The 26,301-nt window shown below is 54.8% G+C and carries 27 protein-coding genes; 5 read left to right on the top strand and 22 right to left on the bottom strand.

Features of this window, described 5'->3' with window-relative positions:
- Nucleotides 1-3 precede the first annotated feature (3 nt).
- Both BW958_RS12415 and BW958_RS12410 read right to left on the bottom strand, forming a co-directional pair.
- Nucleotides 4-231: an acyl carrier protein gene (locus BW958_RS12415; protein ID WP_218641768.1), complete on the bottom strand. Its 228-nt coding sequence runs from the start codon at nucleotides 229-231 to the stop codon at nucleotides 4-6.
- Complete coding sequence (locus tag BW958_RS12410; RefSeq protein WP_076576062.1) at nucleotides 231-755, bottom strand: GNAT family N-acetyltransferase; 525 nt, start codon at nucleotides 753-755, stop codon at nucleotides 231-233. The genes BW958_RS12415 and BW958_RS12410 overlap by 1 nt, the downstream gene beginning before the upstream one ends.
- 118 nt (nucleotides 756-873) lie before the next feature.
- Between BW958_RS12410 and pseF the strand changes: the two genes are divergently transcribed.
- Genes pseF through BW958_RS12385 form a run of 5 tightly spaced genes read left to right on the top strand, consistent with a single transcriptional unit; the run spans nucleotide 874 to nucleotide 5,400 of the window.
- Nucleotides 874-1,560, top strand: coding sequence for a pseudaminic acid cytidylyltransferase (gene pseF / locus BW958_RS12405; protein WP_076576061.1), 687 nt, complete (start codon nucleotides 874-876; stop codon nucleotides 1,558-1,560).
- A complete protein-coding gene (pseG, locus tag BW958_RS12400) occupies nucleotides 1,557-2,807 on the top strand; it encodes a UDP-2,4-diacetamido-2,4,6-trideoxy-beta-L-altropyranose hydrolase (RefSeq protein ID WP_076576060.1) in 1,251 nt (416 codons plus the stop codon). Before pseF ends, pseG begins: the two co-directional genes overlap by 4 nt.
- A gap of 13 nt (nucleotides 2,808-2,820) precedes the next feature.
- Nucleotides 2,821-3,867: a pseudaminic acid synthase gene (gene pseI, locus BW958_RS12395; protein ID WP_076576059.1), complete on the top strand. Its 1,047-nt coding sequence runs from the start codon at nucleotides 2,821-2,823 to the stop codon at nucleotides 3,865-3,867.
- Entirely contained in the window at nucleotides 3,860-5,152 is a 1,293-nt protein-coding gene (locus BW958_RS12390; protein ID WP_076576058.1) for a motility associated factor glycosyltransferase family protein, read from the top strand. The genes pseI and BW958_RS12390 overlap by 8 nt, the downstream gene beginning before the upstream one ends.
- Entirely contained in the window at nucleotides 5,149-5,400 is a 252-nt protein-coding gene (locus tag BW958_RS12385) for a hypothetical protein (RefSeq protein WP_076576057.1), read from the top strand. The genes BW958_RS12390 and BW958_RS12385 overlap by 4 nt, the downstream gene beginning before the upstream one ends.
- Here the strand turns inward: BW958_RS12385 and BW958_RS12380 are convergent.
- From BW958_RS12380 to flgE, 20 genes are all read right to left on the bottom strand, one after another.
- Nucleotides 5,397-6,725: a DUF4910 domain-containing protein gene (locus BW958_RS12380; protein WP_076576056.1), complete on the bottom strand. Its 1,329-nt coding sequence runs from the start codon at nucleotides 6,723-6,725 to the stop codon at nucleotides 5,397-5,399. The genes BW958_RS12385 and BW958_RS12380 overlap by 4 nt on opposite strands.
- Entirely contained in the window at nucleotides 6,700-7,110 is a 411-nt protein-coding gene (locus tag BW958_RS12375; protein WP_076576055.1) for a VOC family protein, read from the bottom strand. The genes BW958_RS12380 and BW958_RS12375 overlap by 26 nt, the downstream gene beginning before the upstream one ends.
- On the bottom strand, nucleotides 7,107-7,871 hold the full coding sequence (locus tag BW958_RS12370) for an AAC(3) family N-acetyltransferase (RefSeq protein WP_076576054.1): 765 nt from the start codon (nucleotides 7,869-7,871) through the stop codon (nucleotides 7,107-7,109). Before BW958_RS12370 ends, BW958_RS12375 begins: the two co-directional genes overlap by 4 nt.
- Nucleotides 7,868-8,101 (bottom strand): acyl carrier protein, encoded by a 234-nt coding sequence (locus BW958_RS12365; RefSeq protein ID WP_076576053.1) that lies wholly within the window; start codon nucleotides 8,099-8,101, stop codon nucleotides 7,868-7,870. The genes BW958_RS12370 and BW958_RS12365 overlap by 4 nt, the downstream gene beginning before the upstream one ends.
- Entirely contained in the window at nucleotides 8,094-9,722 is a 1,629-nt protein-coding gene (locus BW958_RS12360) for an HAD-IIIC family phosphatase (protein ID WP_076576052.1), read from the bottom strand. Before BW958_RS12360 ends, BW958_RS12365 begins: the two co-directional genes overlap by 8 nt.
- 89 nt (nucleotides 9,723-9,811) lie before the next feature.
- Complete coding sequence (locus BW958_RS12355) at nucleotides 9,812-11,896, bottom strand: motility associated factor glycosyltransferase family protein (RefSeq protein ID WP_076576051.1); 2,085 nt, start codon at nucleotides 11,894-11,896, stop codon at nucleotides 9,812-9,814.
- Between the two features lie 6 nt (nucleotides 11,897-11,902).
- Complete coding sequence (locus tag BW958_RS12350; protein WP_076576050.1) at nucleotides 11,903-12,199, bottom strand: hypothetical protein; 297 nt, start codon at nucleotides 12,197-12,199, stop codon at nucleotides 11,903-11,905.
- Nucleotides 12,196-12,615, bottom strand: a complete 420-nt coding sequence (fliS, locus tag BW958_RS12345) for a flagellar export chaperone FliS (RefSeq protein WP_076576049.1) — start codon at nucleotides 12,613-12,615, stop codon at nucleotides 12,196-12,198. Before fliS ends, BW958_RS12350 begins: the two co-directional genes overlap by 4 nt.
- Before the next feature lie 46 nt (nucleotides 12,616-12,661).
- Nucleotides 12,662-14,044 carry a flagellar filament capping protein FliD gene (gene fliD, locus BW958_RS12340; protein ID WP_076576048.1) on the bottom strand — a complete coding sequence of 461 codons (1,383 nt, stop codon included), beginning with the start codon at nucleotides 14,042-14,044 and terminating at the stop codon, nucleotides 12,662-12,664.
- 26 nt (nucleotides 14,045-14,070) lie between these two features.
- Nucleotides 14,071-14,502, bottom strand: a complete 432-nt coding sequence (locus BW958_RS12335; RefSeq protein ID WP_076576047.1) for a flagellar protein FlaG — start codon at nucleotides 14,500-14,502, stop codon at nucleotides 14,071-14,073.
- 39 nt (nucleotides 14,503-14,541) lie between these two features.
- Nucleotides 14,542-15,450: a flagellin B gene (gene flaB, locus BW958_RS12330; RefSeq protein WP_076576046.1), complete on the bottom strand. Its 909-nt coding sequence runs from the start codon at nucleotides 15,448-15,450 to the stop codon at nucleotides 14,542-14,544.
- A 566-nt stretch (nucleotides 15,451-16,016) separates the two neighbouring features.
- Nucleotides 16,017-16,928: a flagellin B gene (gene flaB, locus BW958_RS12325; RefSeq protein WP_076576045.1), complete on the bottom strand. Its 912-nt coding sequence runs from the start codon at nucleotides 16,926-16,928 to the stop codon at nucleotides 16,017-16,019.
- Nucleotides 16,929-17,135: 207 nt separating this feature from the next.
- Nucleotides 17,136-18,341: a flagellar hook-associated protein FlgL gene (flgL, locus tag BW958_RS12320; RefSeq protein WP_076576044.1), complete on the bottom strand. Its 1,206-nt coding sequence runs from the start codon at nucleotides 18,339-18,341 to the stop codon at nucleotides 17,136-17,138.
- A 5-nt stretch (nucleotides 18,342-18,346) separates the two neighbouring features.
- Complete coding sequence (flgK, locus tag BW958_RS12315) at nucleotides 18,347-20,347, bottom strand: flagellar hook-associated protein FlgK (RefSeq protein WP_076576043.1); 2,001 nt, start codon at nucleotides 20,345-20,347, stop codon at nucleotides 18,347-18,349.
- A gap of 3 nt (nucleotides 20,348-20,350) precedes the next feature.
- On the bottom strand, nucleotides 20,351-21,421 hold the full coding sequence (flgJ, locus tag BW958_RS12310; RefSeq protein ID WP_076576042.1) for a flagellar assembly peptidoglycan hydrolase FlgJ: 1,071 nt from the start codon (nucleotides 21,419-21,421) through the stop codon (nucleotides 20,351-20,353).
- Between the two features lie 51 nt (nucleotides 21,422-21,472).
- A complete protein-coding gene (locus BW958_RS12305) occupies nucleotides 21,473-22,570 on the bottom strand; it encodes a flagellar basal body P-ring protein FlgI (protein ID WP_076576041.1) in 1,098 nt (365 codons plus the stop codon).
- Between the two features lie 14 nt (nucleotides 22,571-22,584).
- Nucleotides 22,585-23,259: a flagellar basal body L-ring protein FlgH gene (flgH, locus tag BW958_RS12300; RefSeq protein WP_076576040.1), complete on the bottom strand. Its 675-nt coding sequence runs from the start codon at nucleotides 23,257-23,259 to the stop codon at nucleotides 22,585-22,587.
- 13 nt (nucleotides 23,260-23,272) lie between these two features.
- Nucleotides 23,273-24,061: a flagellar basal-body rod protein FlgG gene (gene flgG / locus BW958_RS12295; RefSeq protein WP_076576039.1), complete on the bottom strand. Its 789-nt coding sequence runs from the start codon at nucleotides 24,059-24,061 to the stop codon at nucleotides 23,273-23,275.
- Nucleotides 24,062-24,075: 14 nt separating this feature from the next.
- Nucleotides 24,076-24,822 (bottom strand): flagellar basal-body rod protein FlgF, encoded by a 747-nt coding sequence (gene flgF / locus BW958_RS12290; protein ID WP_076576038.1) that lies wholly within the window; start codon nucleotides 24,820-24,822, stop codon nucleotides 24,076-24,078.
- A 140-nt stretch (nucleotides 24,823-24,962) separates the two neighbouring features.
- Nucleotides 24,963-26,285 (bottom strand): flagellar hook protein FlgE, encoded by a 1,323-nt coding sequence (flgE, locus tag BW958_RS12285; RefSeq protein WP_076576037.1) that lies wholly within the window; start codon nucleotides 26,283-26,285, stop codon nucleotides 24,963-24,965.
- Nucleotides 26,286-26,301: the final 16 nt, after the last annotated feature.

Raw genomic sequence — 26,301 nt, 5'->3', positions numbered from 1 at the left:
CACTCACAGCACAACGTCGTACTTGGCGAGGATCTCGCGCGCCTTGCCCACCGAGCTCATATCGATGATGTCATCGGTATCAAGCAACATGCCGTAGGCATCTTCCAGTTGAGCAATCAACCCCATGTGGGCCACAGAGTCCCACTGCGGAATACTGTTGTAGGCCAGCGCATCGTTGACAGTGGCAAGCTCAATACCGAGGGCATTGGCAAAAACCTGCTCTAGGGACATCATCGAAAAAATCTCCTCAGTAAACCTCGCGCCTGCTGATACTCGGCGCCATTTAATGTCATGCTGACCCACTCGTCATCTTGCTCGGCCACGCGATAACCCAGTTGCAGGTTAAGGCGCAGGGCCGATTCATTGTGCCTGCGCACCGACGTTCTGATGCGCTCAACGTGCAGTTGCTCAAAGGCGCAATCGAGTTGAGCCAGCGCGGCTGCCACGGCCAGCATGGGGTGACGGATGCGGCTGTTGCCCAGATAGAGTCCGGCATCAACTTCTGCCTGCCCGCTTAACGGCGCGTCACGTCCCCCTTTGAGGTTGACGTAACCGGCACGCTCACCGCGGCACCACACCACCCGATGCCATTGGCTCTGGCTCTGTGCAATGCGCTCAAACCACTGCCTCTGCCCACGCGGGGTAATATGACCAGTGTCTTGCATCTGCAGGCGCACCGCATCGCTGTTACGCCAACGCCTAAGCGCCGGTAAATCGGCTGGCGTGACCGGGCGTAATTCAATCCCGTACTCCATGCTAGCGCCCCCTTATCGGCCCGACGCGACACAAAGATGAGCCGAGTCGCTTAAAAAAATCGTCAGATGGATATAATCTCAAAAAAATTCAGCGTGTTGTAACTATTTAGGGGCTCTTATGGCCATTGCCATCATTCCTGCCCGTGGCGGCAGCAAACGGATTGCACGTAAAAACATCCGCCCCTTCTGCGGCAAGCCGATGATCGCCTATGCCATCGACGCTGCGCTTCAAAGCGGCTGCTTTGAGCAGGTAGTCGTCTCAACCGATGATGATGAGATTGCCCAGATTGCCCGTGAGCTCGGCGCCAGCGTTCCGTTTATGCGGCCGCCAGCACTGGCTGATGATCATACCGGCACCACACCGGTGGTTATCGACGCCATTCATCGCCTGGGCACCATGGGCATCCACACTGACCATGTCTGCTGCATTTATGCCACGGTACCACTTATCAGCGCCGATGATATTCGTGCGGCCTATCAGCAACTTAACAGCAGTGATGCTGATTTTGTCTACAGCGTCACCGAGTTTCCCTTCCCTATCCAGCGCGCAGTGCGCATGGATGAGCAGGGATTGGTGACGCCCTTCTGGCCCGAGATGATGGCCAAACGCTCGCAAGATCTGGAGCCCGCCTATCAGGACGCTGGACAATTTTACTGGGCTTCTAGCCAGAGCTGGCAAAATGGCTGGCAGCGCCCTGCTGGCCATCGCCTGCCGCGCTGGCGGGTGGTGGATATCGACACCGAAGAGGACTGGCAGTTGGCCGAATTGCTGTTTCGCGCCCTCGCCAGCGGCCAACCGGCATGACCTGTATTGCCTTTCGCCTGGATGCCTCGGCGGACATCGGGCTCGGCCACTTGATGCGCTGCCTTGCTATCGCTGATTTTCTCGCCGAGCGTGGCGCTGTGTGCCATTTTCTGACCTGGCAGTTACCCGCCGCGCAGGCCGCTCGACTTTTCCCCCATCAGCATCACCCACTGCCAGACAAAGAGAGCCTCGGCCCTTTGGCCGCCTTGCAACCCCGTTGGCTGGTGATTGATCACTATCATCTGGACCGCTACTGGGAGCAGCTTGCCGCAGAGCATTGCCGCCATATCCTGGTTATCGACGATCTGGCAGATCGGCCACACCACTGCCAACTGCTGCTCGATCAAGGGCCGCTGCGCAGTGCACACGACTACGCCGACCTGATTCCGACTGATGGCCAGTTACTGCTGGGTACCGACTACGCCCTGCTGCGTCCAGCATTTCGCGCCAAGGCAAAAACATCGCTCGCCCCGTGGCAAAAAGGGCTTATCTGCTTTGGCGGCGCCGATCCGGCCGGAGCCTGCCTGACCACGCTGCAAAGCCTTGCCGCTACCGGTTGGGCAGCGCGATTGCAATGGACTGTGGTGGCCGGTAGCGCCAATCCGCAGCTTCCCGCATTGCAAACCTGGCTCGCCGCCCACTCCTCCCTTGCCATTACCTTGCTCGCGCACAGCGATAACATGCCCGAGTTGATGGCGGGGCAAGATATGGCTATCGGCGCCGCCGGTGGCATGACCTGGGAGCGCGCTTGCATCGGTCTGCCTACCCTGGCCGTGGCCATCGTCGATAATCAGGTTTTCAACGCCGAGGTGATTGCCCACTATCAACTGGCCGCCAGTCTGTCATTGACCGAGCTGACTCAACCAGCCACGCTGGCGGCGGCCCTCACCGAGCTGGAAGAAAAGCAAGATAACTACCGACTGCGAGCACAGGCCATGGTGGATGGGCGCGGTCTTAGTCGCTTGGCATGCCTGCTACTTGCGGGCGACAAGCACGGCCTACAACCCGTTGGCAACCGGTGGCGCTGGCAGGGCGAATCGGGTCAAAGCGTGACCCTCAGCCCACAAGCAGACCACTGGCTGGTGCAAGGTGAGCCGCTAGCCCCCAGCGAGTGGCAAGAGCTGGCACATGCCTTGCTTTATTTCATCCCGGATAGTGCATTTTTGCTGGTGACCGACAGCGCCTGGTCACTCCCTGCCCCGTGGCAGCGTGATGAACAGGGCTGGCGGCTGACTCGCCCATCATAAAAGGATCGTCTGAATGTTGATCGCGCAGCGCCCTATCGGCCCTGATGTTGTCCCCTATGTCATTGCAGAGTTGTCAGCCAATCACAATGGCAGCCTGGATCAGGCGCTTGCCATCATGAAACTGGCTCACGAAAGCGGGGCCAGCGCCATCAAGCTGCAAACCTACAAGCCCGAAACCATCACGCTACAAAGCGATCGCCCCGAGTTTCGCATTCATGGCGGGTTGTGGGATGGCCATACCCTGTTTGATCTCTACCAATGGGCTCACACCCCCTGGGAGTGGCACAGCGAACTGTTCGCGCTGGGAAAAGAGCTTGGCATTACGGTGTTTAGTAGCCCGTTTGATGCCACTGCCGTCGATTTGCTCGAGTCCCTCGACTGCCCGGCTTACAAGATCGCCTCGTTTGAGTTGGTTGATCTGCCGCTTATCCGTTACGCCGCCCAAACCGGCAAACCACTGGTGATGTCAACGGGCATGGCGAATGAGCAGGAGATCAGCGCCGCCGTCGACACAGCGCTTAAACATGGCAACGGAGACGTGGCGCTGCTGCATTGCGTCAGCGGCTATCCGGCGCCCGCGGCCGACTATCACCTGCGCACCCTGTCGCTACTGCGCCAGCGTTTTGGGCTGGAAGTGGGATTGTCGGATCACACCCTCGGCTCGGCCACGGCCATCGCCGCGACAGCACTCGGTGCCACCTTGATTGAAAAACACTTTACCCGCTCACGGGCCGAAGGCGGCCCGGATTGCGCCTTCTCGATGGAGCCGCATGAACTAAAAGCGCTGATAGAGTCCGTCAACACCGCCCATGCTGCGCTAGGTCAACCCAGCTTTGAACTGGCGCCGAGTGAGCGCAGCAATCGCGATTTTCGCCGCTCCCTCTATCTGGTCGAAGATATTCACGCCGGCGAGCCACTGACGGCCGCCCATATTCAATCGGTTCGCCCGGCACTGGGCCTGCCTCCGGCGGATTATGATGCGCTGCTTGGCCGGCGCGTGACCGAGACGAAAGCCGCCGGCCAGCCGCTCAGTTGGCAATGGATTGAACGCGATGAATGATGAACTGCTCTCTTTGCACCTAGCCATCATCACGCGGCGCTGGCCGAAGATTGCCATCGCGCTGACAGCCGCCAATCCAAACGAGCTTGAGGTCGCGCTGTGCGAAGGTGCCGGTAGCACCCTGCTGGTCAACGGCATTCAGCTCACCAGCCGTCATGACCGGGAGGCTGAAGCGATGCTGCAAGCTGCCAGCCTGCCAGATCACCCAACCCTGCATGTCTATGGCACCGGGCTCGGTGACCTGCAACGGGCGCTACTGTCACGCTCCCGGCTGCGCCAGCTACAGGTGCATATTCTCAACCGTCACCTGTTTGTACTGGTGCTCACCGTGCTGGAGCAACAGGACTGGCTGGATGATCCACGCGTCACACTGACCCTCGCCGCCGATGAATCGGAGATTGATCTCCCCTTCTTTGCCTTACCCGCCGAATTGCAACTGGTGGAAGAGCAGGCGGTGGCCATTCGCGGACGACTGGTGAGCGAAAACCTCGCCAGGTATACCCGGCAGCGCTTTGACCCGGATAGCCCCGCCATTCGCGACCGGTTGGCCGATAATCGCCCGCGTATTGAGCAAGACGGTGATGTTGCAGCGCTCTTTGGCAGCTACCCCGGCGCCGCCGCACTGGTGGTGGCCAGTGGCCCCTCACTGCAGTGGTCATTGCCAGCCCTCAAGGTCTATCTTGAACGGTTTCCGCACACGCTACTGCTGTGCGTGGATACAGCACTCGCCTTTCTCAAGCGCGCGGGGATCATGCCGACGCTGGTGGTCAGCATCGATGATGCCATGACCAGTCAGCGCCTCTCGGTAGACGGTGTTGCGCCGTTGCCACTGGTCTATTTTCCGCTGGTGCCGGGACCGGTGCTCGACAGCTGGCCCGGGCCACGCTTGACCGCCTATTCGAGCAGTCCGATGTTTGCGGCGCTGCGGCAACAACATCCCAAGGGCATATTGCACCACGGCGGCAGCGTGCTGCACCCAACGGTTGATCTGGCCGTCAAGATGGGGGCCAGCGAGGTGATCCTGCTGGGCTGCGATTTTGCGTTTATCGAAGGGCAAACCCACAGCGGTTGGCAAAGTGGCGAGCTGGGCCCAGCCGCCAGCCACGCCTTAAGCTGGACACTCGATGGCCAAGGGCGCCGCGTGGCGACCAACCCTAATTTCACCACCTATCAGATTGAGCTGGAGCGCTATATACAGGCTCATCCAGAGGTGCAATTTTGGAATACCAGTCGGCGCGGCGCGGCTGTGCAGGGGTGTGCTTATCACCCGGAGTTTTGTGTATGACTCAGCGCGATCTCACTCACCACTTCGTGGCGCTGGCCCACCAATTTCGACTCGGCCAGTCTGCTGCTGCCGTCATGGAATTGCCCGCTTTGCTGGAGCAGGCCATGGGGCACTTGCCATCACAGCAGCAGAGCGAGTTTGGCGCCATTGTCGCCGCCCTGCTCACCTGCCAGGAGCGCCAAGACTGGATAGGCCTTGCGGATTGGCTGGAGGGCGAGATGGTCGCCCTGCTCGAGCGTCTCGACTAAACGGCCCGCAGCACATCGTGCTCGAGTAACAGGTCTGCCAGCTGGCGCGCCTTCCAAAACGGGATGGCGATGGTTTCGGCAATCTCGAATAGCGTGAGCTCGCCGTCAGAGTACGCCAAGAGATTCATCATATCGCGCACCTGCCAGCCGGAGTGGCTGGTCGACAGATCCGGATAGAGGCCACGCTTACCCAGCTGTGGCTCCCCCATCACGGTGACACAGTAGCGGCCTTCGAGCTCAATACACTCAATAGCCCGGCGCAGTGCCATAAAACTGCCAGCCAAACCTGCAGGCGTGATCAGGGAGAGATCATCAAGGGAAGTGTGGTACTCCGGAAAGCAGCCATATTTGCTGCGCATCATCGAGGCCACCGGCAGATCCACGCCAGGCGCGCACAATTGCCGCTCGTTAGAGCCGCGATCGAGGAAACTGTAGTGGTGATAGGCCGGGTCGGTATGACGCAGCACATGCACCAGAACACGGTCAGCGAGCGTATTACCCTTACGCGATGGCAGATAGGAGTAGGCGCGCTCATCACCCAGACACGAGAGATTAAAACCCGCAATTGTGTGCAATTTGAGATGGTCTAAGTGGCGCGACAGATAGGCAATTGCCCCCAACGTTTCCGGCACCAGCATCAGGCGATAGCTATAGCGGCGCTGCGGCAAGCTGGCCAGCCAAGCCATCAGAAACACCCCCACCAGCGGCCCGGAGAGCTCGTTATTAGCCATCGACGGGTGGCACAGGTAGCTTGAAAGCAGCACCTCTTCCTGACTGTCGCCTGGGAGTAGCAAGTCGCCATATGTCATCGAACCAGGCGCCAACGTCGCATCGATCACCACGCGGTATTGCCCGGCGGGTAGCTGCTCGCGCTGGCGATGGGGCAGGCAAAATCCCCAGCGGCGCCGGTAATATGACGTCACATACGGAATCGCATCAGGCTGGGCAGGTAAAGAGTGCAAATGCGCCTGTAGCTCATCGAGCGACAAGGTCACGTCTACCGGCTCGGAATAGCCCACCAGGTGCAGGTTATGCTGGGCAAAATCCACGACCTTGCTACCATCAGGACCGATGATATATGCCTCACGCACGTTCCATTCATCGGGCACGGTCCAGTCAAAACACTGGGTGCCACTGGCCATTTCATGAGTCTGCAACCCAGGCAAATAGTGCCTGAGCATAGCCAGACTCTGGCGCACGCCGTCCCCTGTCAGGCTACGGTTGATAGGATACAGGGCGCAGGCCAGGGCGTAGAGCGCCTCACCAATCTGGGACGGTTCGTTCCAGTCATGGGGTAAATCAGGAATGTGACTCGGCAATTTCAACAAGCTCGACAAGATGCCCTAGTGGGCTTAGGAAAAACTGAACCAGTGCGCCGTCAAAGGCGATCGCCGGTTTGGCAACACCAAGTGGCATATGACGCTGGTGACGTAGCGTCGCAGCAGCAAGCGCCAAATCCGGCACTGCATAGGCAAGGTGATTAAGCAAATTATGACGGGTGTTAAGCGCCTGAGAGACCGGACTATCATCACTGGCGGGCGCCACCAGCTCATAGGTCACACCCTCGTCGGCATAGGCAAACTGCACCCACACCTGCTGCAGAGGATCATGCACCGCGTCTGAAAAGCGACTGATGCCTAGCACATCTCGGCAGTAAGCAACGCCCGGCGCCAGCGTTTGCACGACCAGACCAATATGATGAAGCTTCATGTCAGTGCGCCTTGCCGGATCAGTGCGTAGGGGTTTTGTGCAAGAAGCGCTAGCGCTTGAGCGCTGAAATCACGGCAGCGTACTGCCCAAACCGGAATACGGCCCAGCAAGCTCTCGCGCCACACATTGGCGGTACGTAGTGCTGCCACTAGGCGGGTGAGGTCAATCTCGCTGGCCAGTGACAGATCGCGGACAAAATAATCGCAGTGGCACGCAACGACGTGTCCCGCCTCGCGTCTCTCACCGACAAAACGCTTCATATAGCGATAAGAGACGCCGCCTTGCTGCTCAACATAATGGGTGAAGGTAATGCGATCAGGATGACATCCCATGCCAACCAACCAGCCATCCTGCTCTTCCAGCCAGGCAAAGACACTGCGCGGCCCGAAGCTGTTATCACTCGGACATGCCGCCAGCACGCTGTCACTCCCGGCGCCGGCTAGCGCCACGCTAAACAGGGGATCGTGAGTGCGCACAACACCAGGCAAAGTGCGAAAAATGTCGGTCATCAAGCCGACCTGACTTGGCGATGCCATGGGGTCGAAACACTCCCCGCGGGTCAGGCTATAGGTAAACGTGGGCACCAGTAACGTGCCCTGATGGCCGAGCCAGGATTGCCAGCCAGACCAGAATGCGGCAATCCCCTCAGCATTTCCCTGTCCCGGAAACTGTGCCACCACCATGGCATCACTGTGCACCATGATGCTATCGCCGGGCGCCAATCCAAGCGCATCCAGTGCGGTTAATAGCACCTGCTTCACACCGTCAACCCGCGTGAAGAGAGTGCAGCACGGATCTGGCCGAGCGTTTTCATACTGGCGAGCTCTTCTGGCTCGAAACGCACATTGAAATGCTGCTCAACCAGCAGCAGGAAATTGAAATGGGCCAGGGAATCCCATTGGCTAAACGAGCCAATACCCCAGCCATCATTGACGGCCATTATCTCTACCGAAGGAAACTGCTGCACCAGCAGGGCGTTGAGATCAGACATGGTGGTAATACTCCAGACAAGGCAAGGTCACCGCGTCATCGAGAGACATTGCCAGAAAATGTTGCTGAGAAAAAACGGCCGGATCCGGATTAGGCACCTCCACCACAGGCAAGGTCAATAGCCACTGCCAGGCGGGTTGATTACGTTCGCAGTGACTGGCCGCAATCAACAGCCGAGTCACACCAACTTTGCGCAACTCGGCGATGATCTGCGCAAGCAACCAGTATTCCATACCGCGTGAGAGAACCCGGCAACTGAGCGCCAGTGAGTCCAGCAGCGCGCAGTGTTTATCGATGGGGCGCACGATGCACAATCCCACCAATCCATGATCGGCAAATCGGTCCGTCAAGGAAGCAAGCCAAACCTGGCCGGTGGCGGCAATATGTTGCAGCGCCGCTTTATCGTAACGCTGGCATGAAAGGTTGAACTGATTGGTTTTCAAGGCTAATTGCTCAGCCCGGCCAAGATTATCCGGTCCCAGAGGATGCAAACCCGCCTGCAGCTGCAAACTGGCCAGAAAATCAGAGTCACTGCGGCTTTGCTGTCTCCATGCTTCGCTCTCTTTGAGCGCCTGATAAGAGTGCTGGCGCAGGACATCTTCCCGTGTGAGCGTTCGAGATCGCAATGATGGGTGGGTTAATAGTGCATCCGGCCAGGACCAGATCTCGGTCGGGGGCTCCACCACCTCAACTTGCGGACAATTGGCCCGCACTTCGGCGCGCTCGGTGGGCGAGTCATCCCAAAACAACAGGGCATCAAGTCCCAGATTGAGCTGCTGGGCAATGTGCACCAACCCGGCCGACTTGCTCTCCCACGAGATAGCACTGGCGGCAATGTGCGCACGGCCAAGACACATAGCGGCATGATGCTCGAACACCTGCCACACGTCATCAGGATGATTTTTAGAACACAGCGCCAACAGAACACCACGCTGATACCAGTAGTCAGCGGCGCGCTGAAACGCTTGGAAGAGCTTGCCGACGCCATCCTGACCCAGCTTCAGGCCATGGAGCCCCTCCTCGCCAATCACCCCGCCCCACAAGGTGTTATCACAATCAAGCACTAATACTTTACGGGCTGGGGCTCGCAAGGCCTGCAAACGAGCTGCAATCCAGCTTGCCAGCGACGCTAGTCCGGACATGGAGAAGGGACAGGAGAACAGGTAGCGATTGCGGGAGTCCACACACTGCGATCTCCCCTTCTCAGCGAGCCAGTGATCAAGGTGAAGCGCATGAAAGTCGTGAGCCTCTAATTGACGGGTAAAGGCCTGCTCAAACTCAGTTTGCCACTCATACACAGGACCCGACAGTGCATTGGCATGAACAAAACAGCCGCCGATAAGCATCAACCCATCGCCAACCTCACGGCGCATCGGCGCCAGCAAGGCTTGCAGCCACTCGTCAATCGCAAGCTTGCGCGATGAGTCATCCAGTAAAGACCAGTGACAGCGACAATCATGGTCAATCAGATCATCCCAACACCAAATGACGATATGCTCATCGCTTGTAGCCTGCCAAACACCCTGCGGGGCATGCTCCAGCGTCCCCATCAGAGTAAGAGGATACCAAGCCGCATTGCCGGGCATCAGAAACACATTGGAAGCCAGGGTGATGGTAGGCACCGCATTCCTCAGACAAGGTTTATTCACCGCCGCATTGTACTCATGCCCATCGGGCATGAGTAGCGCCATCATATTGATAAGCGCAGTTTCTATGCGTGCTTGAACACATCCAACCCACTGAAATAGGTGGCATCATGGCGCTCAAACGCATCAGCATAGATAACCTGTGCGTCCTCAAAAAACGCATCGAGAATGCTCAACGCTGCTTTTATTTTGTCAGCTAGGACATCGGCCGGAGCTTTGAGATGGGCCATCATGACGCTGATGATGTTGGCGTAGAAATAGTTGATAGAGCCAATCAACACGCGATAAAAGTGACGTTTATTGGTACTCATCAGCAGATAGAGCAGATAGTCGTGATGACGCTGCATCACTGTCAACACAGCGTTATATTCAGGCTCAACATCGCGCCAATCCGCCCGACATTTTTCTATCATCTCACTAAAAAAGCGCGAATCCAGTGCAGCGTCAAAATCGATGCGAGAAAGATCGAAGGGGGCAAAATTATCCTTCATCAAGTTTTGCATCAATTGGGACTTGTCAATGGCAGGCCCGGTCAAGGTGATGGTATCAACCGGAGTGGGACGTGCACCATCTATATAAGCACCGTCACTGCAGTTAAAGCAGACCATCTCACTTTTGCGCAGCACACACTCCATATTGTGGATAGAGAGGCCAAACAGATGGTTAATCCGCACTTCCCCACCAAAGTTGGCGCGAGCTGGGAAGGTATCGTGAGTCTCATTCACCATCTTGGTCTCTTTCTTATCGTTGTAATAGAGACTCAGCGAAGAGTGGTGCTTGTGCGCATCACGAAAGCCGTTATCGATACCGAACAGATAGGCACGTTTAAATCCGAGCAACGCCGCATAATTGAGGCCCGTATTGCCCACAAAGGGATTGGGATACTCAATTAAGTCATGCACCAGCTCACCATGGCAAGCATCGAACAGCATGGAATACATAGGCTCATTTGGCTTTAAAGCCAACCCTGTCTGACGGAAGAATCGCTGACATTCAGGGTGAATCACATCAACACTCAGGAAAGTGACATCCTTGAGGAAATCATGAGCATTAAGGATTTCAAGAAAATCGGCTGAACTCTTGGTGCGCTCAACTGCCACATAGATATCCGGCTTGATGTCTGCCTTGTAAAGCGCACTCACCGCGGTGCCACAGGCAATAATGACCGCCTGGTGCTGGTGCTGACGAATAAACTCGATGGTTCCATCCAGTGACGGCCCATTCCCTACAACAAAAACCGGCGTATCACTGTAATGGTTAGCTCGTTTTTTAAGCAAAAACGGGGTGCCGCTGGTCAGGTTATGGTGGCTATGTGCCAGTGCATAGATGTTGTCGTCAAAAAATCCCCAACCAGTTTTGAGCAGATAAAACTCATGCTCAACCTTCTCAATCAAACGGTGAATCTTTTCGCTGTGATAGTGGAAGAAGGAGAAATAAGAAGCTGACCAGAAAGCACCTTTACGATGCAGAGCCTCCATCATGTCACTGACCAGCGTTTGCTCATCCACACCAATAAACAGGTGGAGGCTTAACGACTCCTGCTCCATGTAAGTTAGCAAGGCGTGCCAGTCAAAACAGAACAAGGACGCATAGAACATGTCAACGTCTGGCTCAAAGGCAAACAGGTGCTTAACCCGGCACTGCTCATACAGATAACCGAGTTGATATCCCAAGCCAACACCGTACATCAACGCTAGCGGGATCTCACAATCAAGGGCATCAGATAAGCGCAAACCTTCAAGATCGCTCTTGTTCTTGAGATTGGAGATGTCATTGTTGTATTTAATGTGGATCTGCCCATCAATAAACCACTGGGCAATAAAATCGATGCAGTTCAGTTCAGCGTTGTCGATCACATCGCGAACCTGATCTCTTGCATCACCATAAGGATTCTGCCCATAAAGCGCGACCTGCTCATCCAGCCAAAGCAGGTTGGGCTCTCCGTTCTCATTGCAGAAAAAACGAAATGGGCGACTTGGTTGATAGTCTTTGAAGTAGTCATGAATATCCGGCATCAACCGCTCAAAGGTGGCCATATTCATGGCAAAACGCTGCGGCAGCACAGCGTGCATCGCCACTTCCTGCTCATGTTGGGAAGTGAGCCGGCGAAGCTCTTGTTCAACGCTACCCAGAGTTTTTTCAATATCCATCCGACATCATCCACTGTGTTTTCGGTAAAAACTGGCGACCCGGTCCAGTTGGGCAACACGCTGCAACTCACCAGAGACAGCATCCCGCATTGTGCTCACTCGCTCAATAATACGGGCGTACTGCTGCAAGACAGCGGTGAGATCTGGCGACAATGCTTGCGATAATTCACGATGGACAAATAACTCATCAACCATCTGCAGATAGTCATTGGCGTGTTCATCGAGTAGTTCTAATTGGTCAGTATTCAGAGCACTTAACATCCTCTCGCCAAGTGCCAAGACCTCATCAGGCAGTGTGGTCATACTGCCCTGCTTTTTTGTTCGCTAAAGGCCCGCTCACGCTCTTCAACAGGAATGGCATCCCAGCCACTCTTGATGGTAATCATCAGTTGCATAACTTCATCAATGGCACTGATATCGAGATGGCGACTGGCATCCATCAACCGCTCTTTCATGTAGTCATAGAGCGATGCCAGATTTTGTGGAACCTCACCAAACGACATGTCGAGCGAATCTTGTAGGCCATTGATAATAGCCATCGACTTCGAAATAGACTCTGCCTTCGCTTCCAAATCCTTGCGTTCAATCGCCCCTTTGGCTTGAGCTAGGCGCTCCAAACAGCCTTGCATCAGCAATTGGATGACACGATGAGGATCAGCGACAGCCAGTTCTGACTGAAGATTATGCGTGGTATAGGCTTTGATATTTTTTCTGTACATAGCGATGAGTCCGCATTAACCATTAACGTCTTGATGATGGTTTTTGTCAGCTACTACTTGTGTTGAGCAGCGACAAATACGAAGAGGACTGTTTCAGTTTGGATAGCAGCGTGTCGAGGCTACCATACCGGGCCCGAAGTGATTCTTCATACTTGGTCAACTGAGTCGTGGCATCAGATTCCTTCCGACTCAATTCTCGAAGGTCATCATTTAGGCTATTTTCGCGCTGAGCCAGCAGACCCCCCGTCTTGGAATAGTCATCCAACTGATCAGCCAGTTTTCCGGCAACACCATTTTCGCCACCAAAAATGGCAACCACTTGATCGAAGTTTTTATCGATGGCATCTGTGAGCTTTTCATCATCAATAGATAACACACCCTTGTTATCCATCTTGACACCGAGCTGGAAAATAGTTGAAAAAGTTGATGAGTTTTTTGACGGTTCGGTAATCGTGCCACTCATCAGGTTGGTGACCGCGCGAGTAACCGAATCCCCGGCCAATGCACCACCATCATCCTGACTTTTTCCTGCAGTCACCGTATTACGCTTTCCCAGCGCTGTACTTTTGGACACCAGCGAATTGTACCCATCGACAAAGCTCTTGATCATATCCTTGATACCAGCCTTGTCGGTGGTGATATCAACCTTGTTCGATTTGGCACTGCCATCGGTATCTTTATCGGAGGTTCTCAGTACCGTCACCTTGAGGCCCACAATCGTGTCATCAAAGGTATTGGTCGCGCTGGTCAAGGTATTACCGTCAACCGAGATCTCTGCGCTACCCGCTGACTGAGTCTTACTCAGAGAAGAGGCGAAACTTGTGAGCCCTGTTGTGCTACCGCTGATTTGCAGATCATTACCGGTACCACTTACGCCCGAATCCATCACCAGTTTGGCTTTACCATCCGAGGTCGTCAGGATATTGGCGGTCAACCCGAAGTTATCACCATCATTATTGATGCGCTTGCGGATCGATTGCAGTGAATCACCCGCCTTCACATCAACCGAAAAGGTTTTGTCACCAGCCTTGAAAGTCAGTGTTCCATCTTCGGTCACCAAAGAGTCGGTGGAATTGTTGAAAGTTCCCTCAAATTTGCTGGTCGTCGCCAGTTTGTTGACGGTGATGTTGTATTGGCCGTTAGATGCCCCACTCTTGGTTTCTACCTTGAGTACCGGGTTATCTTTGTCTTGGGTTACAGCCACCGAGCGCTTATTGAACGCCCCGTCCTTCGACATGGCCTGCAAGGTGGAGACATAAGAGGAGATCGCAGACTTGAGCTGCCCGATGCCAGAGAGGGTAATCTGGGTGTTGGTTCGTTTGGTCGTGATCGGTTGCTGCAGCTGAGTTTTTTTGGCGGCCACGCTGGAAGAAATCACCGATTCCAAATCCAGACCCGACCCTGCCCCCGCTGACGTAATGGTTGCCATTTTCCCACTCCTTCCAACTTCGGTGCTCAGATTTCGTTATCAAGCAGCAGGCCGGTGCGCGAACCACTCGTACCGTTCATCCCCTCTTCCTGATAGGCACGGATTCGCTTGCTGATAGCCAACAGCTCTTCCGATGGGATCTGGCGAATCATTGACTTGGTGTCAGCGTCCACCACCTTGATAACTACCTGGTTAAGATCTTTCTCCAGGCTGAAATTGACAGTCCAGCCCTGTAACTGGCCAAACTCCTGCAATTTCTGTACCTCATTTTCCATATCCGTAACGCTCATGGGTGAGCTAGGGGGATTTTCCCCTTTACGGCTATCACTTTTGGCATCAATCACCCGCTGCTCTTCAGACCCGGCTGATAGCAACGGAGCGGCCTGCTGGCCGCTCTTGTTACTGGTCTGCAGAGGAGAGGGAGTGACGGATGTCTGCACAGATAATTCACTGTTCATCATGTCGCTCCTCTCTTGGTCGTTACTCTATCTACCGGATTAACCCAGCAGGGAGAGTGCGGACTGCGGTCTCTGGTTAGCCTGGGACAGCACGCTGGAGGCAGCCTGTTGCAGAATGTTCTGCTTGGTCAGGTTGGCAGTTTCCATTGCGAAGTCTGCATCACGGATACGGGAACGTGCAGAGCTCAGGTTCTCGGATACGTTGGACTGGTTACGGATGGTCGAATCGAAACGGTTCTGCACCGCACCCAGCTCCGCACGCTTGCTGTCTACGGCCTTTATCATGTAGTCAAGGTTAGCCATCGCAGTTTGTGCCGCACTGGCAGTCTTGATGCTCTGAACACTGGTAGTAGTAACAGCAGTACCATTTTGTGCTGTGATGGTATACGGCTCGCCACTTGCGTTAGTGGTGATAGTTGCACTGCCCTTGGTAGCAGAAGCGATGCCCTTGATGGTAAAGGCAGAGGTCATCTTGAAGGTAATGGTTTGACCTGCATCAGCACCAACCTGGAAGTTACCCTTGTACTTACCATCCAGCAGCTTCTGGCCACCAAAGGTGGTGTCGCTGGAAATACGGTTTATTTCAGTCGTCAGTTGATCGTATTCCTGCTGCAGTGCACTACGGTCATCCGTGTTGTTGGAGCCGTTGGCAGATTGCTGAGCCAGAGTACGCATGCGTTGCAGCATGCTGGTGACTTCTTCCATCGCACCTTCGGCCGTTTGGGCAACCGAGATACCATCATTCGCGTTACGGTTACCTTGATCCAGACCGCTGATCTGAGAAGTCAAACGGTTGGAGATCTGCAAACCGGCAGCGTCATCCTTGGCACTGTTAATCCGCAGGCCTGAAGCCAAACGGGTATAAGACGTGTCCAAGGATTTGTTGGTATTCATCAAGTTACGCTGGGCGTTCAGTGATGACGTATTGGTATTGATATACATGGCCATAAGAAATTCTCCCGATGAACTGTCAACTGCGGGTTGCGCCAGCCAAACGGCGTCCCACCGATCGGGGAGTCAGGTTGAACGGTCCTTCCTCCCCTGGCGGGTATCTGTTGAACGGACAGATGACCCGCAGCAGTGCAAACTTTGTGGTTTCCGAACACCCCTCGATTTGCTCATTCTCTGTAACGGCGGGGTAAAAGAATCCTTTAGGAAAATTATTGCCCAAGGCGGCAACTTTTCTCCGCTTGTTTTGGACAAAGAGAGCCTCTGTTCGTCACCTGAGCATTTTTAGAAGGGATATCGCGGGGGATTTTTGTTGGCACACATAGTGCATATGGGAAGTAAGTGTCGGGTTATCGACACAACAAAAAAAGGCCGGTAAACCGGCCTAAAAGAGCTTACGCTCAGGAGATTAGCACCAAGGCGTGACAGTAGCTGAATACTGAACGACACTTGGATTTGTCATAAGAAGACGTGTAACTCTTCCCGATAGAACAAAGTGCGATCCGAACACCCCTTTGTTCCATCCTCGCAGGGCGGCCTGAACAACCGCCCTGCACCTTTTTATATTAGCCCTGCAGCAGGGAAAGTGCCGACTGCGGACGTTGGTTGGCTTGCGCCAGAATGGTGGAGGCTGCCTGTTGCAGAATGTTCTGCTTGGTCAGGTTCGCTGTTTCCACCGCGAAATCTGCATCACGGATCCGAGCTCGTGCTGAGTTGACGTTCTCAGATACGTTGGTCTGGTTACGGATAGTCGAATCAAACCGGTTTTGTACGGCACCCAGCTCAGCTCGCTTGCTATCCACCGCCTTGATCATATAGTCCAGGTTAGCCATCGCAGTCTGGGCAGCACTGGCAGACTTGATACTCTGCAGACTGGTCGTGGTGACCGCAGTACCATTTTGTGCAGTAATGGTATAAGGCTCACCGCTTGCGTTAGTGGTGATGGTCGCGCTGCCCTTCGTGGCGGATGAGATGCCCTTAATGGTAAAGGCTGCCGTCATCTTGAAGGTAATGGTTTGACCTGCATCAGCACCGACTTGGAATGTTCCTTTATATCCACCGTTAAGCAACTTCTGACCACCGAATGTGGTGTCAGTGGCGACACGGTTGATTTCGGTCATCAGTTGATCGTACTCCTGCTGAAGTGCAGTACGGTCATCAGTATTGTTAGAGCCGTTAGATGACTGCTGGGCCAGGGTGCGCATGCGCTGCAGCATGGAAGTCACTTCATCCATTGCACCTTCGGCAGTCTGAGCCACCGAAATACCATCGTTGGCGTTACGGTTCCCTTGATCCAGGCCGTTGATCTGGGAGGTCAAACGGTTGGATATCTGCAGACCGGCGGCATCATCTTTTGCGCTGTTGATACGCAGGCCGGAAGCAAGACGGGTATAGGATGTGTCCAGCGCCTTGGTGGCGTTGTTCATGTTGCGCTGAGCGTTCAGCGACGACACGTTAGTGTTGATATACATTGCCATGATTTTTCTCCTAAGCGTTTGTATAAATAGGCTTTTATTGTTTTTTGCGCCTACTTGTTTATCGGTCTTGCCGAGCAAAGCTTTAGCATTTTTTTATTCGCTGCCTGCTTCATCTCCGGCCTAACTAGTTATCGGCAACCACGCTGGGTGCTTTAGGATAAATATGAAAAAACCGCCTCAAGGGCGGTTTTTTCTGGCAAACAGGGATTAGCGCAGATAGTCGAACAACGTGAGCTTGCTTATCTTGCTAAACGACAGCTGGGCGGCTGACAAAGCGGCATCTTCTTTGGCTAGTGCCGAGACCACTTCATACATATCCGCCTCGGAGACTTTGGCACGCACTTCCTGGTTAAAGGTATCGATAGCACTATTGGAATCCTGCGCCTGATCCAGGCTGTTCATGCGTGCCCCGATATCGCCCAGGGCGCGATCGGTCCGCGAACGGGCATTACTCATGTGCACCGACGCATCCGCCACCGCGGCCTGAAAATCGTCTGGCGTGATAGTGGGATCTTTGAGTTTATTGATAAAGGTCTCCATCCCGTTGAGGATGTTATCATTGGTGGCCGGATCCAGCGCAAAGGTCTGCGCCGTGCCGCCCGCCGGAGTATTCACCGTTAACTCCAGTCCGTTAAAAGCGATACTCTCGCCACTGACATAGTCCCCGGTCTGTAGCACAGTGCCACCTGAGTCAACGATCTGGTAAGTATCCGGTGAGCCAGCCGTGGTGCTCACCGTATAACTGTTACTACCCGAAGGCTGGTAGACGCTGGAGTAGTAACTGTCGAATTGCGACTGCTCCTTGACGGTGATCGCTAGGTTGGCACTTGATGGCGTAGCTGTGCGGCGGGTGGGAATTGACTCGAACAGATCCATGCCGCTGTCACTGGCCGCAATTTTGACACTTGGGGATACCTGCAGTTGCCGCTGACCGGTATCGCCCTGGAACACATAATTCCCCGAGGCATCACGCACATAAGGAGGAATCATGTTCTTATTGCCACCGAAGATGTACTCACCCTGTGAGTTTTTCGAGTTAATCAGGTCATACATCTGCTTTTGCAGACCCGTCAACTCGTTGGCAATCGCTTCGCGTTCATCCTGGCTAATGGCGCCACTGTTGGATTTTTGGATCAGCGTAGTGGCACTCATCATCGCATCGTTCAGCGAGCTGATAATGGTCTCTTCATGGCTCAAACTGTTTTGCAGTAACCCACCGTTGACCGTGTACTGCTTAAACAGATCGATTTCATTGGTCAGTTCGAGCTTTTGCCCCATCCCGGATGGGTCCTGCCCGGATGTTTTGAACCGCTCGCCGGTCATCAGCTGGTCATAGGCCACATTTTGCCGCTCGTTGATGCCCGACAGTGCATTGAGGTTACGGTTGTAGATCATGTTGGTCGTGATGCGCATACCGGTTACCTCACTGAAGAGAGCAGAGTATCAAACAGGGACTTGGCTGTGCTGACCACCTGAGCTGATGCCGAATAGGCTTGCTGGTAGCGGATAAGGTTGGCCGCCTCTTCTTCCAAATTGACTCCGGCGGTGCTTTCAAAAATACCGGAGCTTTGCTCAAGTTTAGCCGTTGCCGCCGCCACCGACGTCTTGGCCGAGCTGGTCTTGTTACCGATATCGACCACCATCGCCGTATAGGCTTCAGAGAAAGTCATTTTATCGTCACTGGTGCTACTGCTGGGCTTGCGAACCAAATCCTGGGTTTGCAAATCAGCCATTAACAAACCGTTATAGTTATCGGCAAAACCATTGCTGTTATAGCCCAGCGAGAAGCTATCGTTCTCTTTTACTTGCCCGGTGATACTGAATTCATAGCCTGGCGATTGGGTCGGGTCGGTATAGACCTTGGTCCCCGAACCCGCCGGATTTTCCAGATTCGCCATCAGGTTTTGTCCCTTGGTCGAGGCTGCCGCCGTACCGATCAGGGTAGTACCGTTAGACTGATAGACCTCGTAGTCACCGCTGGCATTGATCTTGACGATCTGAGGCGCGGTGGCGGACAAGCTGTTTCCGGAAAAGCCAGAGCCGGTGCTGGTGTTATAGATACCGTTAAGCGATATCACGCCATTGCCCAGGTTCTGTGAATTCTTGTCTGTCTTGAGAGGGGCAGCCAGCGCCAGATCCTCACCGCGGGTGATCACTTTTTTAAGCTGAACCGCAGACTCCTTGGTGGGTTGGAACAGAAGTTTGTCACCGCTGGCTGGAGAGCCGCCCAGCGTGAGCTCAATTCCATGCCCAGGCACCTCAAAGGTGGCTGGCGGTGTGCTACCAGTGAGCACCGACGTGGCATTCCCGTCGGCATCAACAGAGAACACCTCATAACCCGTCGCACTGGAAAAATGGACCTCATAGTCATAGGTGGTCACTTCGCCACCTTTACCGGCAACAAAGTTAACGGTACCGCTCGGCGTACCGGTATTTTTTTGATAGGCCAGCGCAGATGAACTGCTGATGGAAAACAGATCCGAACCGATCTCGTTATCGAGATCCATCCCCATCTTGTTTTGCTGGTTCATGGAATCGGCCATAGCAACGGCCAGTTGACCAAGCTGGCGCTTGGCGGGCTCGAGATCTTTGCGCGCTTGATAGAGGCCGCCCAAGGTGCCACCAACGTTATCGGTATCCACATTGGTGGTACTGGTGCCCAGCTTCCACTGCAACTGGGTCTGCTTGGTGTCTGGGTCTCCGGTGGTGACCGCCAACTGCGCATAGGTACCCGCCAACACTAGCGATTGGCCATTGGCCAAGTTGACCGACACGGCACCATTACCCTGATCCACGGTGCGAATATCCATCATCTCCGAGAGCTGACGAATCGCCTCATCCCGTTGGTCATAGAGCATCAGGTTCTCTTCCTCGGTACCCCGGGTCTTGAGAATGGACTCGTTGAGCTCATTGATGCTACTGATGTATCCGTTGATCTTCTTCACCCCGTCCGTGAGTCGGTTATTGATCGAGGTGGTCTGATCTTCCAGCTTGCCAGCCAGTGTGTGGTAGCGGCTGACCATGGTATCCATCTCACTAAGCAGTCGGGTACGGGCGGCCAGCTCTGACGGAGATTCGTTGGCACTGTGAATGCCGTTGAAGTAAGACATGATGGTATTGCCGACGCTGTTGGAGCTGTCACTCACCAGGCTATCGACATAACTGAGCTGATCATAGCGGCCGTTGGCATAGCCCAACGCCGAGGTATCCCGACGATATTCGCCAAGGATGTACTGGTTGATCACCCGGGAGGTCACCGACTCACCGACCCCGTAACCAATGCTGTTGGTATAAAGGACGGTCTTCTCGCGCACATAGCCAGCACTGTTGACGTTGACGATGTTGTTACTGGTCGTCTGCAACATTTTCTGGTGCGACAGCACGCCAGTGGTGCCAATTCCCAGTAGATCGAACGCCATGAATCAGGTCTCCATTTCCGTGTATTGACTGATAGCATCACTGTGCAGGACTTGCTTGAGCTTCCTGGCGTAGTGAGGGTCGGTGGCATAACCGGCCGCCTGCAAGGCGTCAAAGTAACGCTCCGGGGTATCCACACTGGACAAAGCGCGCTGGTAGCGCTTGCCTGAGGTCAGAAAATCCACGTAGTCGTTGAAACTCTCTTCGAACGATTCATACGACCGAAACGCAGCCTTCTGCCGTGACGCCACGCCCTTTTCATATTCCAGGGTACTGACAACGGCTTTTTGTCCATCCCAGCGAGAGTCAGCCTTGATACCAAACAGATTATGGGTCACTTCACCATCACCATTACGAATGACCCGCTTGCCCCAGCCACTTTCGAGTGCGGCCTGAGCCACCAACACCGCCGGATCCAGTCCCAGCTTCTCCGCCGCTTTTTTCGCCAGCGGCATCAGCCGATTGACAAACTCACGGGGGGAATCGAATGCCGGCGTACCATCATCCTGGTAGTCGTCTTGCGACTTGGCCTGAGTCTGAAGTTTTCCCATCGGGGGAATGGTACGGCTATGACGGTGCCCCTGACTCGCCTGCAGCGGCTCCTGCTGACCCTCACTACCAGTGTCAGCAATTTCTTTGCCAAGTTTTTCAGCAAGTTGCTTTTGTTCGGCAAGATGTTCGGCATAGGGCTTATAAACCCGCTCGGTTCGCTCCGGCATACGCAGCGTGCGACCATCGCTATGCTGAAAGGTGCGCGGTGAGAGCTGTTTGACCACCATGTCGGCGATCCCCAGCCCTCCCTTATTGGCCATGTCAGACACCCGCTGCTGATCGAGCATACCTTCGTAAAACTCGGTATAACTGCTGTTCATCGGGTTGTCTTTGGTCAGCTCGGCTCCCGCCTTGCGCATACCCTGAAACAGAGTTTGGCTAAATAGCGCTTCAAACTGGTTAGCCGCCGCACGCAGTGCTTGCTGCTCACCCTGTTGGGTTCGACCGAGCTGACGCAACTTGTCCAGATTCTGGACATCGTTGACCAAGCCCAGATTGACCCCTTGGTTATCGATGCCTGCCATACTTGCCTCACTTCACTTCTTGCCGCAGGTGGCAACCCATTGCCACCCTGATTAAAGAATGACCAGCTCACCCTGAATCGCGCCCGCCTGTTGCAACGCTTCCAGAATCGCCATCAAATCCCCTGGTGCCACGCCGACCTGATTGACAGCTCGAACCAGATCATCCAAAGATGCGCCGGTATCAAACTTGAACATCCGGCCATTTTGTTGCTGCACATTGATAGTCGAATTGTTGGTGACCGCGGTCTGCCCTTGTGACAAAGGATTAGGCTGAGAAGCCTGCTGGTTTTCGGCGATGGTCACGGTCAGCCCACCGTGGCTGATGGCCGCCGGTTTGAGCTTCACTTCACGGCCGATAACGATGGTACCAGTGCGCGAGTTCACAATAATTTTGGCGGCCTCATCAGCAGGATCGACTTCCAGATTCTCCAGCGTCGAGAGATAGGAAACGCGCTGCGCCGGATCGCGCGGTGCATACACCTTGACTGACGTTGCATCCATCGCCTGCGCCGTGTTCGGGCCAACCAGTGAGTTAATCGCCTCGGAGACGCGGCGAGCCGTCGTAAAGTCAGCTCGCTGCAAGTTGAACGTAATCGTATCGCCCTGGCTAAATGCGTTGGGCACCTCGCGCTCAACCGTGGCGCCGTTGGCAATTCGGCCTACGGTCGGGGTGTTAATGACCACCTTGGAGCCATCCGCCCCTTCAGCGCCCAAACCACCGACCACCAGACTACCTTGCGCCACCGCATAGACCCGGCCATCAAGCCCCTTCAAAAAGGTTTGCAGCAAGGTGCCACCGCGCAGGCTCTTGGCCTCGCCAATTGCAGATACCGTGATATCAATGGTTTGGCCAGGCTTGGAAAACGGTGGCAGGTCGGCATGCACAGCCACCGGAGCCACGTCCTTGATCTTCGGCTTGAGATTTTCCGGCACCTTGATGCCAAAGTTGTTCAGCATGGTGCGAAACGTCTGCTCGGTGAATGCGTTACTCTTCTCGCCAGTCCCCGGCAGGCCCACAACCAAGCCATAACCGAGCAGCTGGTTATTGCGAACCCCTTCCACCGAGCTAATGTCCTTGATACGGGTCGCCTGTGCGCCCAGCGGGAGCAACAGACAGACACTCAGCATCAAGAGGTGATAAACACGCATAAAGCCTCCAACCACTACAGGGGCCACCAGGGACCGTTGAAGAAACTGGTCAGCCATCCCTGCTCCTGGGTATTGGCCAAGTCACCGGTTCCACCGTAATAGATCCGGGCATTACCGACGCGCTGTGACGACACCGAGTTATCTGAGGTGACATCCTCGGGGCGAATCACGCCGGTGATCCGGATGTATTCATTACCGTTATTCAGCATGATCCACTTTTCGCCGCGAACCATCAGATTGCCGTTGGGCAACACCTTATAGACACTGACCGAAATATTGCCCTGCAGGCTGTTGCTCTGGTCGGCTTTGGCCTGCCCTTTAAAGGCGGCCTGTTGATCTGCCGATGCAGAGAGATCGTAATACCCCCCCGCCGTGACCGCGACTCCACCCACCTTGACGGGATTGAGCGTAAAGCTGTTGTCTTTGCCGGTCTGAGTGTTCGCCTTCTTGGTGGCGGAGGTCGATTCCGCCAACTCGATAGTGATGAGGTCACCGACCTTGTGCGCCTTGATGTCCGAATAGATGCTGTTGATCTGATCGGGCTGGAAAATAGCCCCGGTTGGGCGCACCGACACCGATTCGCTATCCGGATAGACCGGTGAGTAATCGGGATCGTCGGGTCGCGGTGTATAGGGGGTGCTGCTGCATCCAGCCAGCAACAAGCAACCCAGCATCCAGACGGTTTTCATGACAGCACTCCTGTTACACCCGCTGTGTCAGATAGGACATCATCGAGTCAACGGCTGAAATCACCTTGGAGTTCATCTCGTAAACCCGCTGTGCCTGGATCAAGTCCACCAGCTCTTCGGTCACGTTGACGTTGGACGTTTCCAGCATCCCCTGCTTGATCACACCAAGCCCATCGGCACCGGCCGTCCCCTGGATTGGGGCGCCACTGGATTGGGTTTCTAAAAACATGTTCTCACCCATCGGCTGCAAGCCGCTCGGGTTGACGAAATCGGAGATATTGATCTGGCCAACCACCTGGCTGTCACTCTGACCTGCCAGCTGCACCGATACCTGACCGTCAGTGCCGATAGTGACGCTCTGGGCGTTCTCCGGGATCTGAATTTCGGGCTGCAGCGGATAGCCGTTACCGGGGGTCACGATGGTTCCCTCGTCATTGAGGGTGAACTGGCCATTACGGGTGTAAGCGGCGCTACCATCGGGCAGTTGCACCTCAAAATAGCCGCGACCACTTATCATCATGTCGAGCGAGTTGTCGGTCGTCTGCACGTTACCCTGGCTGTGGTTCTTTTGGGTGGCCACCACCTTGGCACCAGCACCCAACATCAGACCGGAGGGCATGGTGGTATCAGCCGAAGAGCGTCCGCCTGGCTGATTGATGTTCTGATAGAGCAGATCTTCGAAAATCGCCCGGCCTTTTTTGTATCCCACCGTGCTGGCGTTCGCCAAGTTGTTGGAGGTGACACTGATATTGACCTGCTGTGCGTCCAGTCCGGTCTTGCTTATCCAGAGTGCAGGATTCATCTCATACTCCTTGGTTAGCTGATACGCAGCAGTTGAGTCTGGGCTTCATCATTTTCTTCCGCTGTTTTCATCATTTTGATCTGGGTTTCAAACTGCCGTTGCAGACGGATAAGGTTGGTCATCTCTTCCACAGGATTCACATTACTTCCCTCCAGTGCGCCAGAGATAAGTCCCACTGTGGCCGACGCCGGCTCGGCTTGCTTGTCCTTGCGTCGAAACAGACCATCCTCCCCCTTCTCCACCGCGTCATTGGCCGGACGGACCAGCTTGATACGTTGAAAGTTCTCTGACAGGTTGGGGGCAGCCCCTTCCGGACGGCCCGAGATGGTCCCGTCACGGTTGATAGAAATTTTCTCGACCGGCAGCGGCAAAATAATCGGGTTACCGGCATCGTCGACCACATTGAGGCCCGTGGAGGTTTGCAGGTTGCCAGTGGCACTGAGCTGCAAATTGCCCATGCGAGTAAACGCCTCTCCCCCTTTGGGATCCTGTACGGCAATCCAGCCTTGGCCATCAAGAGCCACGTCAAGATCCCGTCCTGTGGTCATCAGCATGCCGTGCTCGAGGTTTTGCCCGGGTCGCTCGGTCTTGGCAAACACCCGGCTTGCCAGCCCTTCACCAAAAGCTTGCATGCTGCGTGCCTGCTCAAAGTCGGATTTGAAGCCAACGGTGTTGGCATTAGCCAGGTTGTTACTGCGAACAGCCAGGCTGTTCATGTTCTCCTTGGCCCCCGACATGGCGATGTAAAGCAGATGGTCCATGGCTCTCCTCACTGACGGTCATGACTTGCTGCCATCATTTCTGCAAAAGCAGTGCCAAAGCCCAAAATAAGAACATAACCTCATGTTTTATAAAATAAAAAAGGGACGCATTGCGTCCCTCGCGTCAGCTTTATGACGGCTTACCGGATCTGCAGGATGCTCTGCATCAGGGTGCTGTTGACTTCTAGCGCCCGTGAGTTGGCCTGAAAGTTTCGCTGCGCCGTGATGAGGTTAACCAACTGGGTGGTCAAATCCACGTTGGACTGCTCCAACGCCGACGATTTGATACTGCCGAATGAACCGGAATTCGGGGAACCCGGCAAAGCATCGCCGGAGAGCAGCGAAGATTGCCATGAAGTATCCCCCACCTGGGTCAGCCCTTGTGAGTTGGCAAACTTAGCCATGGCGACCATGGCGACCTTGACGGTGGTTGCGTTGCTATAAGTGGCCGAGACGATACCGTCGTCGGTGATCTCCACCTTGGTCAGACGACCGACCGTGGCGCCATCCTGCGTCAGTTTGTTGACTTCAAAAGCAGATGCATATTGTGTTACATCCTCAAGTTCCATCGTAATGGTTTGAGTCTGGTCGGCACCATTGGTGATAATACCAGCACCCGGCGTACCCAGCGCTTCAGTCGTGATGGTGGCGGGTGTGGTGGTGTTGAGTTTACCACCAGAGGTAAATTCCAACGTTACCCCCAGCGGCACAGTACCGCCCGGGGAGGTACCACCGGTAACATCAATAGCATTGCTTCCTTCATACAAATACATCTGCCAAGTTGGAGGATCGAGCGGCACACCAGCCGTCGCCCCCTGCTGACGGACGAAGTACATAGTCATGGTGTGAGGTGACCCCAGCGAGTCATAGACAACGACCGAAGTGGAATGGTTAAAGGTCTTATTGTTGGTCGGGTCAAAGTTAGCCGGATCCATTGCTGTCGTATCATTGGTACTGCTCAGGTTGAAGCTGGCCTCAACCTTTTCGGTCATCTTTGGCTCGCCAGCCTTATCCGGAATCTGGATTGGCTTGGTGGCGTTGAGACTCACCGCCTTGGGCGTGCCATCCTGGTTGATTTCATAGCCTTGCAGGTACTTTCCCTGATTGTTAACGATATAGCTGCTCTCATTGAGCTTGAATGCGCCAGCGCGGGTAAAGGTTCGATCTAGGTTGCTCAACCCATCGGAGAGCACAAAAAAACCATTTCCTTGAATCGCCATGTCAAACGGGTTGTTGGTGTACTGCAACGCCCCCTGGTGAAACTGCTGGGCAACAGCGCCGGTTGCCACACCATTACCGACCTGAGTCTTGGCATTGACAAAGATGGAGTTGGCATACACATCGGCAAACTCGGCACGGGACTCTTTAAAGCCAGTGGTGTTAACGTTGGCGATGTTGTTGGCCGTAACGTTCAAATCTTTTTGAGCGGCGTTGACTCCGCTCAGGGCGTTGTTAAATGACATGGTATTCTCCTTTCAT

The sequence above is a fragment of the Aeromonas sp. RU39B genome (assembly GCF_900156095.1).
In the GTDB taxonomy this organism is placed as follows: domain Bacteria; phylum Pseudomonadota; class Gammaproteobacteria; order Enterobacterales; family Aeromonadaceae; genus Aeromonas.
Note: the sequence above shows the minus strand (reverse complement) of the source record. Positions and strands in the feature narration are given on the sequence as shown.

What these genes read in the sequence shown, in the direction of transcription:
- BW958_RS12415 (WP_218641768.1), bottom strand. Translation starts at nt 231, where the DNA reads ATGTCCCTAGAGCAGGTTTTTGCCAATGCCCTCGGTATTGAGCTTGCC.
- BW958_RS12410 (WP_076576062.1), bottom strand. Translation starts at nt 755, where the DNA reads ATGGAGTACGGGATTGAATTACGCCCGGTCACGCCAGCCGATTTACCG.
- pseF (WP_076576061.1), top strand. Translation starts at nt 874, where the DNA reads ATGGCCATTGCCATCATTCCTGCCCGTGGCGGCAGCAAACGGATTGCA.
- pseG (WP_076576060.1), top strand. Translation starts at nt 1,557, where the DNA reads ATGACCTGTATTGCCTTTCGCCTGGATGCCTCGGCGGACATCGGGCTC.
- pseI (WP_076576059.1), top strand. Translation starts at nt 2,821, where the DNA reads ATGTTGATCGCGCAGCGCCCTATCGGCCCTGATGTTGTCCCCTATGTC.
- BW958_RS12390 (WP_076576058.1), top strand. Translation starts at nt 3,860, where the DNA reads ATGAATGATGAACTGCTCTCTTTGCACCTAGCCATCATCACGCGGCGC.
- BW958_RS12385 (WP_076576057.1), top strand. Translation starts at nt 5,149, where the DNA reads ATGACTCAGCGCGATCTCACTCACCACTTCGTGGCGCTGGCCCACCAA.
- BW958_RS12375 (WP_076576055.1), bottom strand. Translation starts at nt 7,110, where the DNA reads ATGAAGCTTCATCATATTGGTCTGGTCGTGCAAACGCTGGCGCCGGGC.
- BW958_RS12365 (WP_076576053.1), bottom strand. Translation starts at nt 8,101, where the DNA reads ATGTCTGATCTCAACGCCCTGCTGGTGCAGCAGTTTCCTTCGGTAGAG.
- BW958_RS12355 (WP_076576051.1), bottom strand. Translation starts at nt 11,896, where the DNA reads ATGGATATTGAAAAAACTCTGGGTAGCGTTGAACAAGAGCTTCGCCGG.
- BW958_RS12350 (WP_076576050.1), bottom strand. Translation starts at nt 12,199, where the DNA reads ATGACCACACTGCCTGATGAGGTCTTGGCACTTGGCGAGAGGATGTTA.
- fliS (WP_076576049.1), bottom strand. Translation starts at nt 12,615, where the DNA reads ATGTACAGAAAAAATATCAAAGCCTATACCACGCATAATCTTCAGTCA.
- fliD (WP_076576048.1), bottom strand. Translation starts at nt 14,044, where the DNA reads ATGGCAACCATTACGTCAGCGGGGGCAGGGTCGGGTCTGGATTTGGAA.
- BW958_RS12335 (WP_076576047.1), bottom strand. Translation starts at nt 14,502, where the DNA reads ATGAACAGTGAATTATCTGTGCAGACATCCGTCACTCCCTCTCCTCTG.
- flaB (WP_076576046.1), bottom strand. Translation starts at nt 15,450, where the DNA reads ATGGCCATGTATATCAATACCAATACGTCATCACTGAACGCCCAGCGT.
- flaB (WP_076576045.1), bottom strand. Translation starts at nt 16,928, where the DNA reads ATGGCAATGTATATCAACACTAACGTGTCGTCGCTGAACGCTCAGCGC.
- flgL (WP_076576044.1), bottom strand. Translation starts at nt 18,341, where the DNA reads ATGCGCATCACGACCAACATGATCTACAACCGTAACCTCAATGCACTG.
- flgK (WP_076576043.1), bottom strand. Translation starts at nt 20,347, where the DNA reads ATGGCGTTCGATCTACTGGGAATTGGCACCACTGGCGTGCTGTCGCAC.
- flgJ (WP_076576042.1), bottom strand. Translation starts at nt 21,421, where the DNA reads ATGGCAGGCATCGATAACCAAGGGGTCAATCTGGGCTTGGTCAACGAT.
- BW958_RS12305 (WP_076576041.1), bottom strand. Translation starts at nt 22,570, where the DNA reads ATGCGTGTTTATCACCTCTTGATGCTGAGTGTCTGTCTGTTGCTCCCG.
- flgH (WP_076576040.1), bottom strand. Translation starts at nt 23,259, where the DNA reads ATGAAAACCGTCTGGATGCTGGGTTGCTTGTTGCTGGCTGGATGCAGC.
- flgG (WP_076576039.1), bottom strand. Translation starts at nt 24,061, where the DNA reads ATGAATCCTGCACTCTGGATAAGCAAGACCGGACTGGACGCACAGCAG.
- flgF (WP_076576038.1), bottom strand. Translation starts at nt 24,822, where the DNA reads ATGGACCATCTGCTTTACATCGCCATGTCGGGGGCCAAGGAGAACATG.
- flgE (WP_076576037.1), bottom strand. Translation starts at nt 26,285, where the DNA reads ATGTCATTTAACAACGCCCTGAGCGGAGTCAACGCCGCTCAAAAAGAT.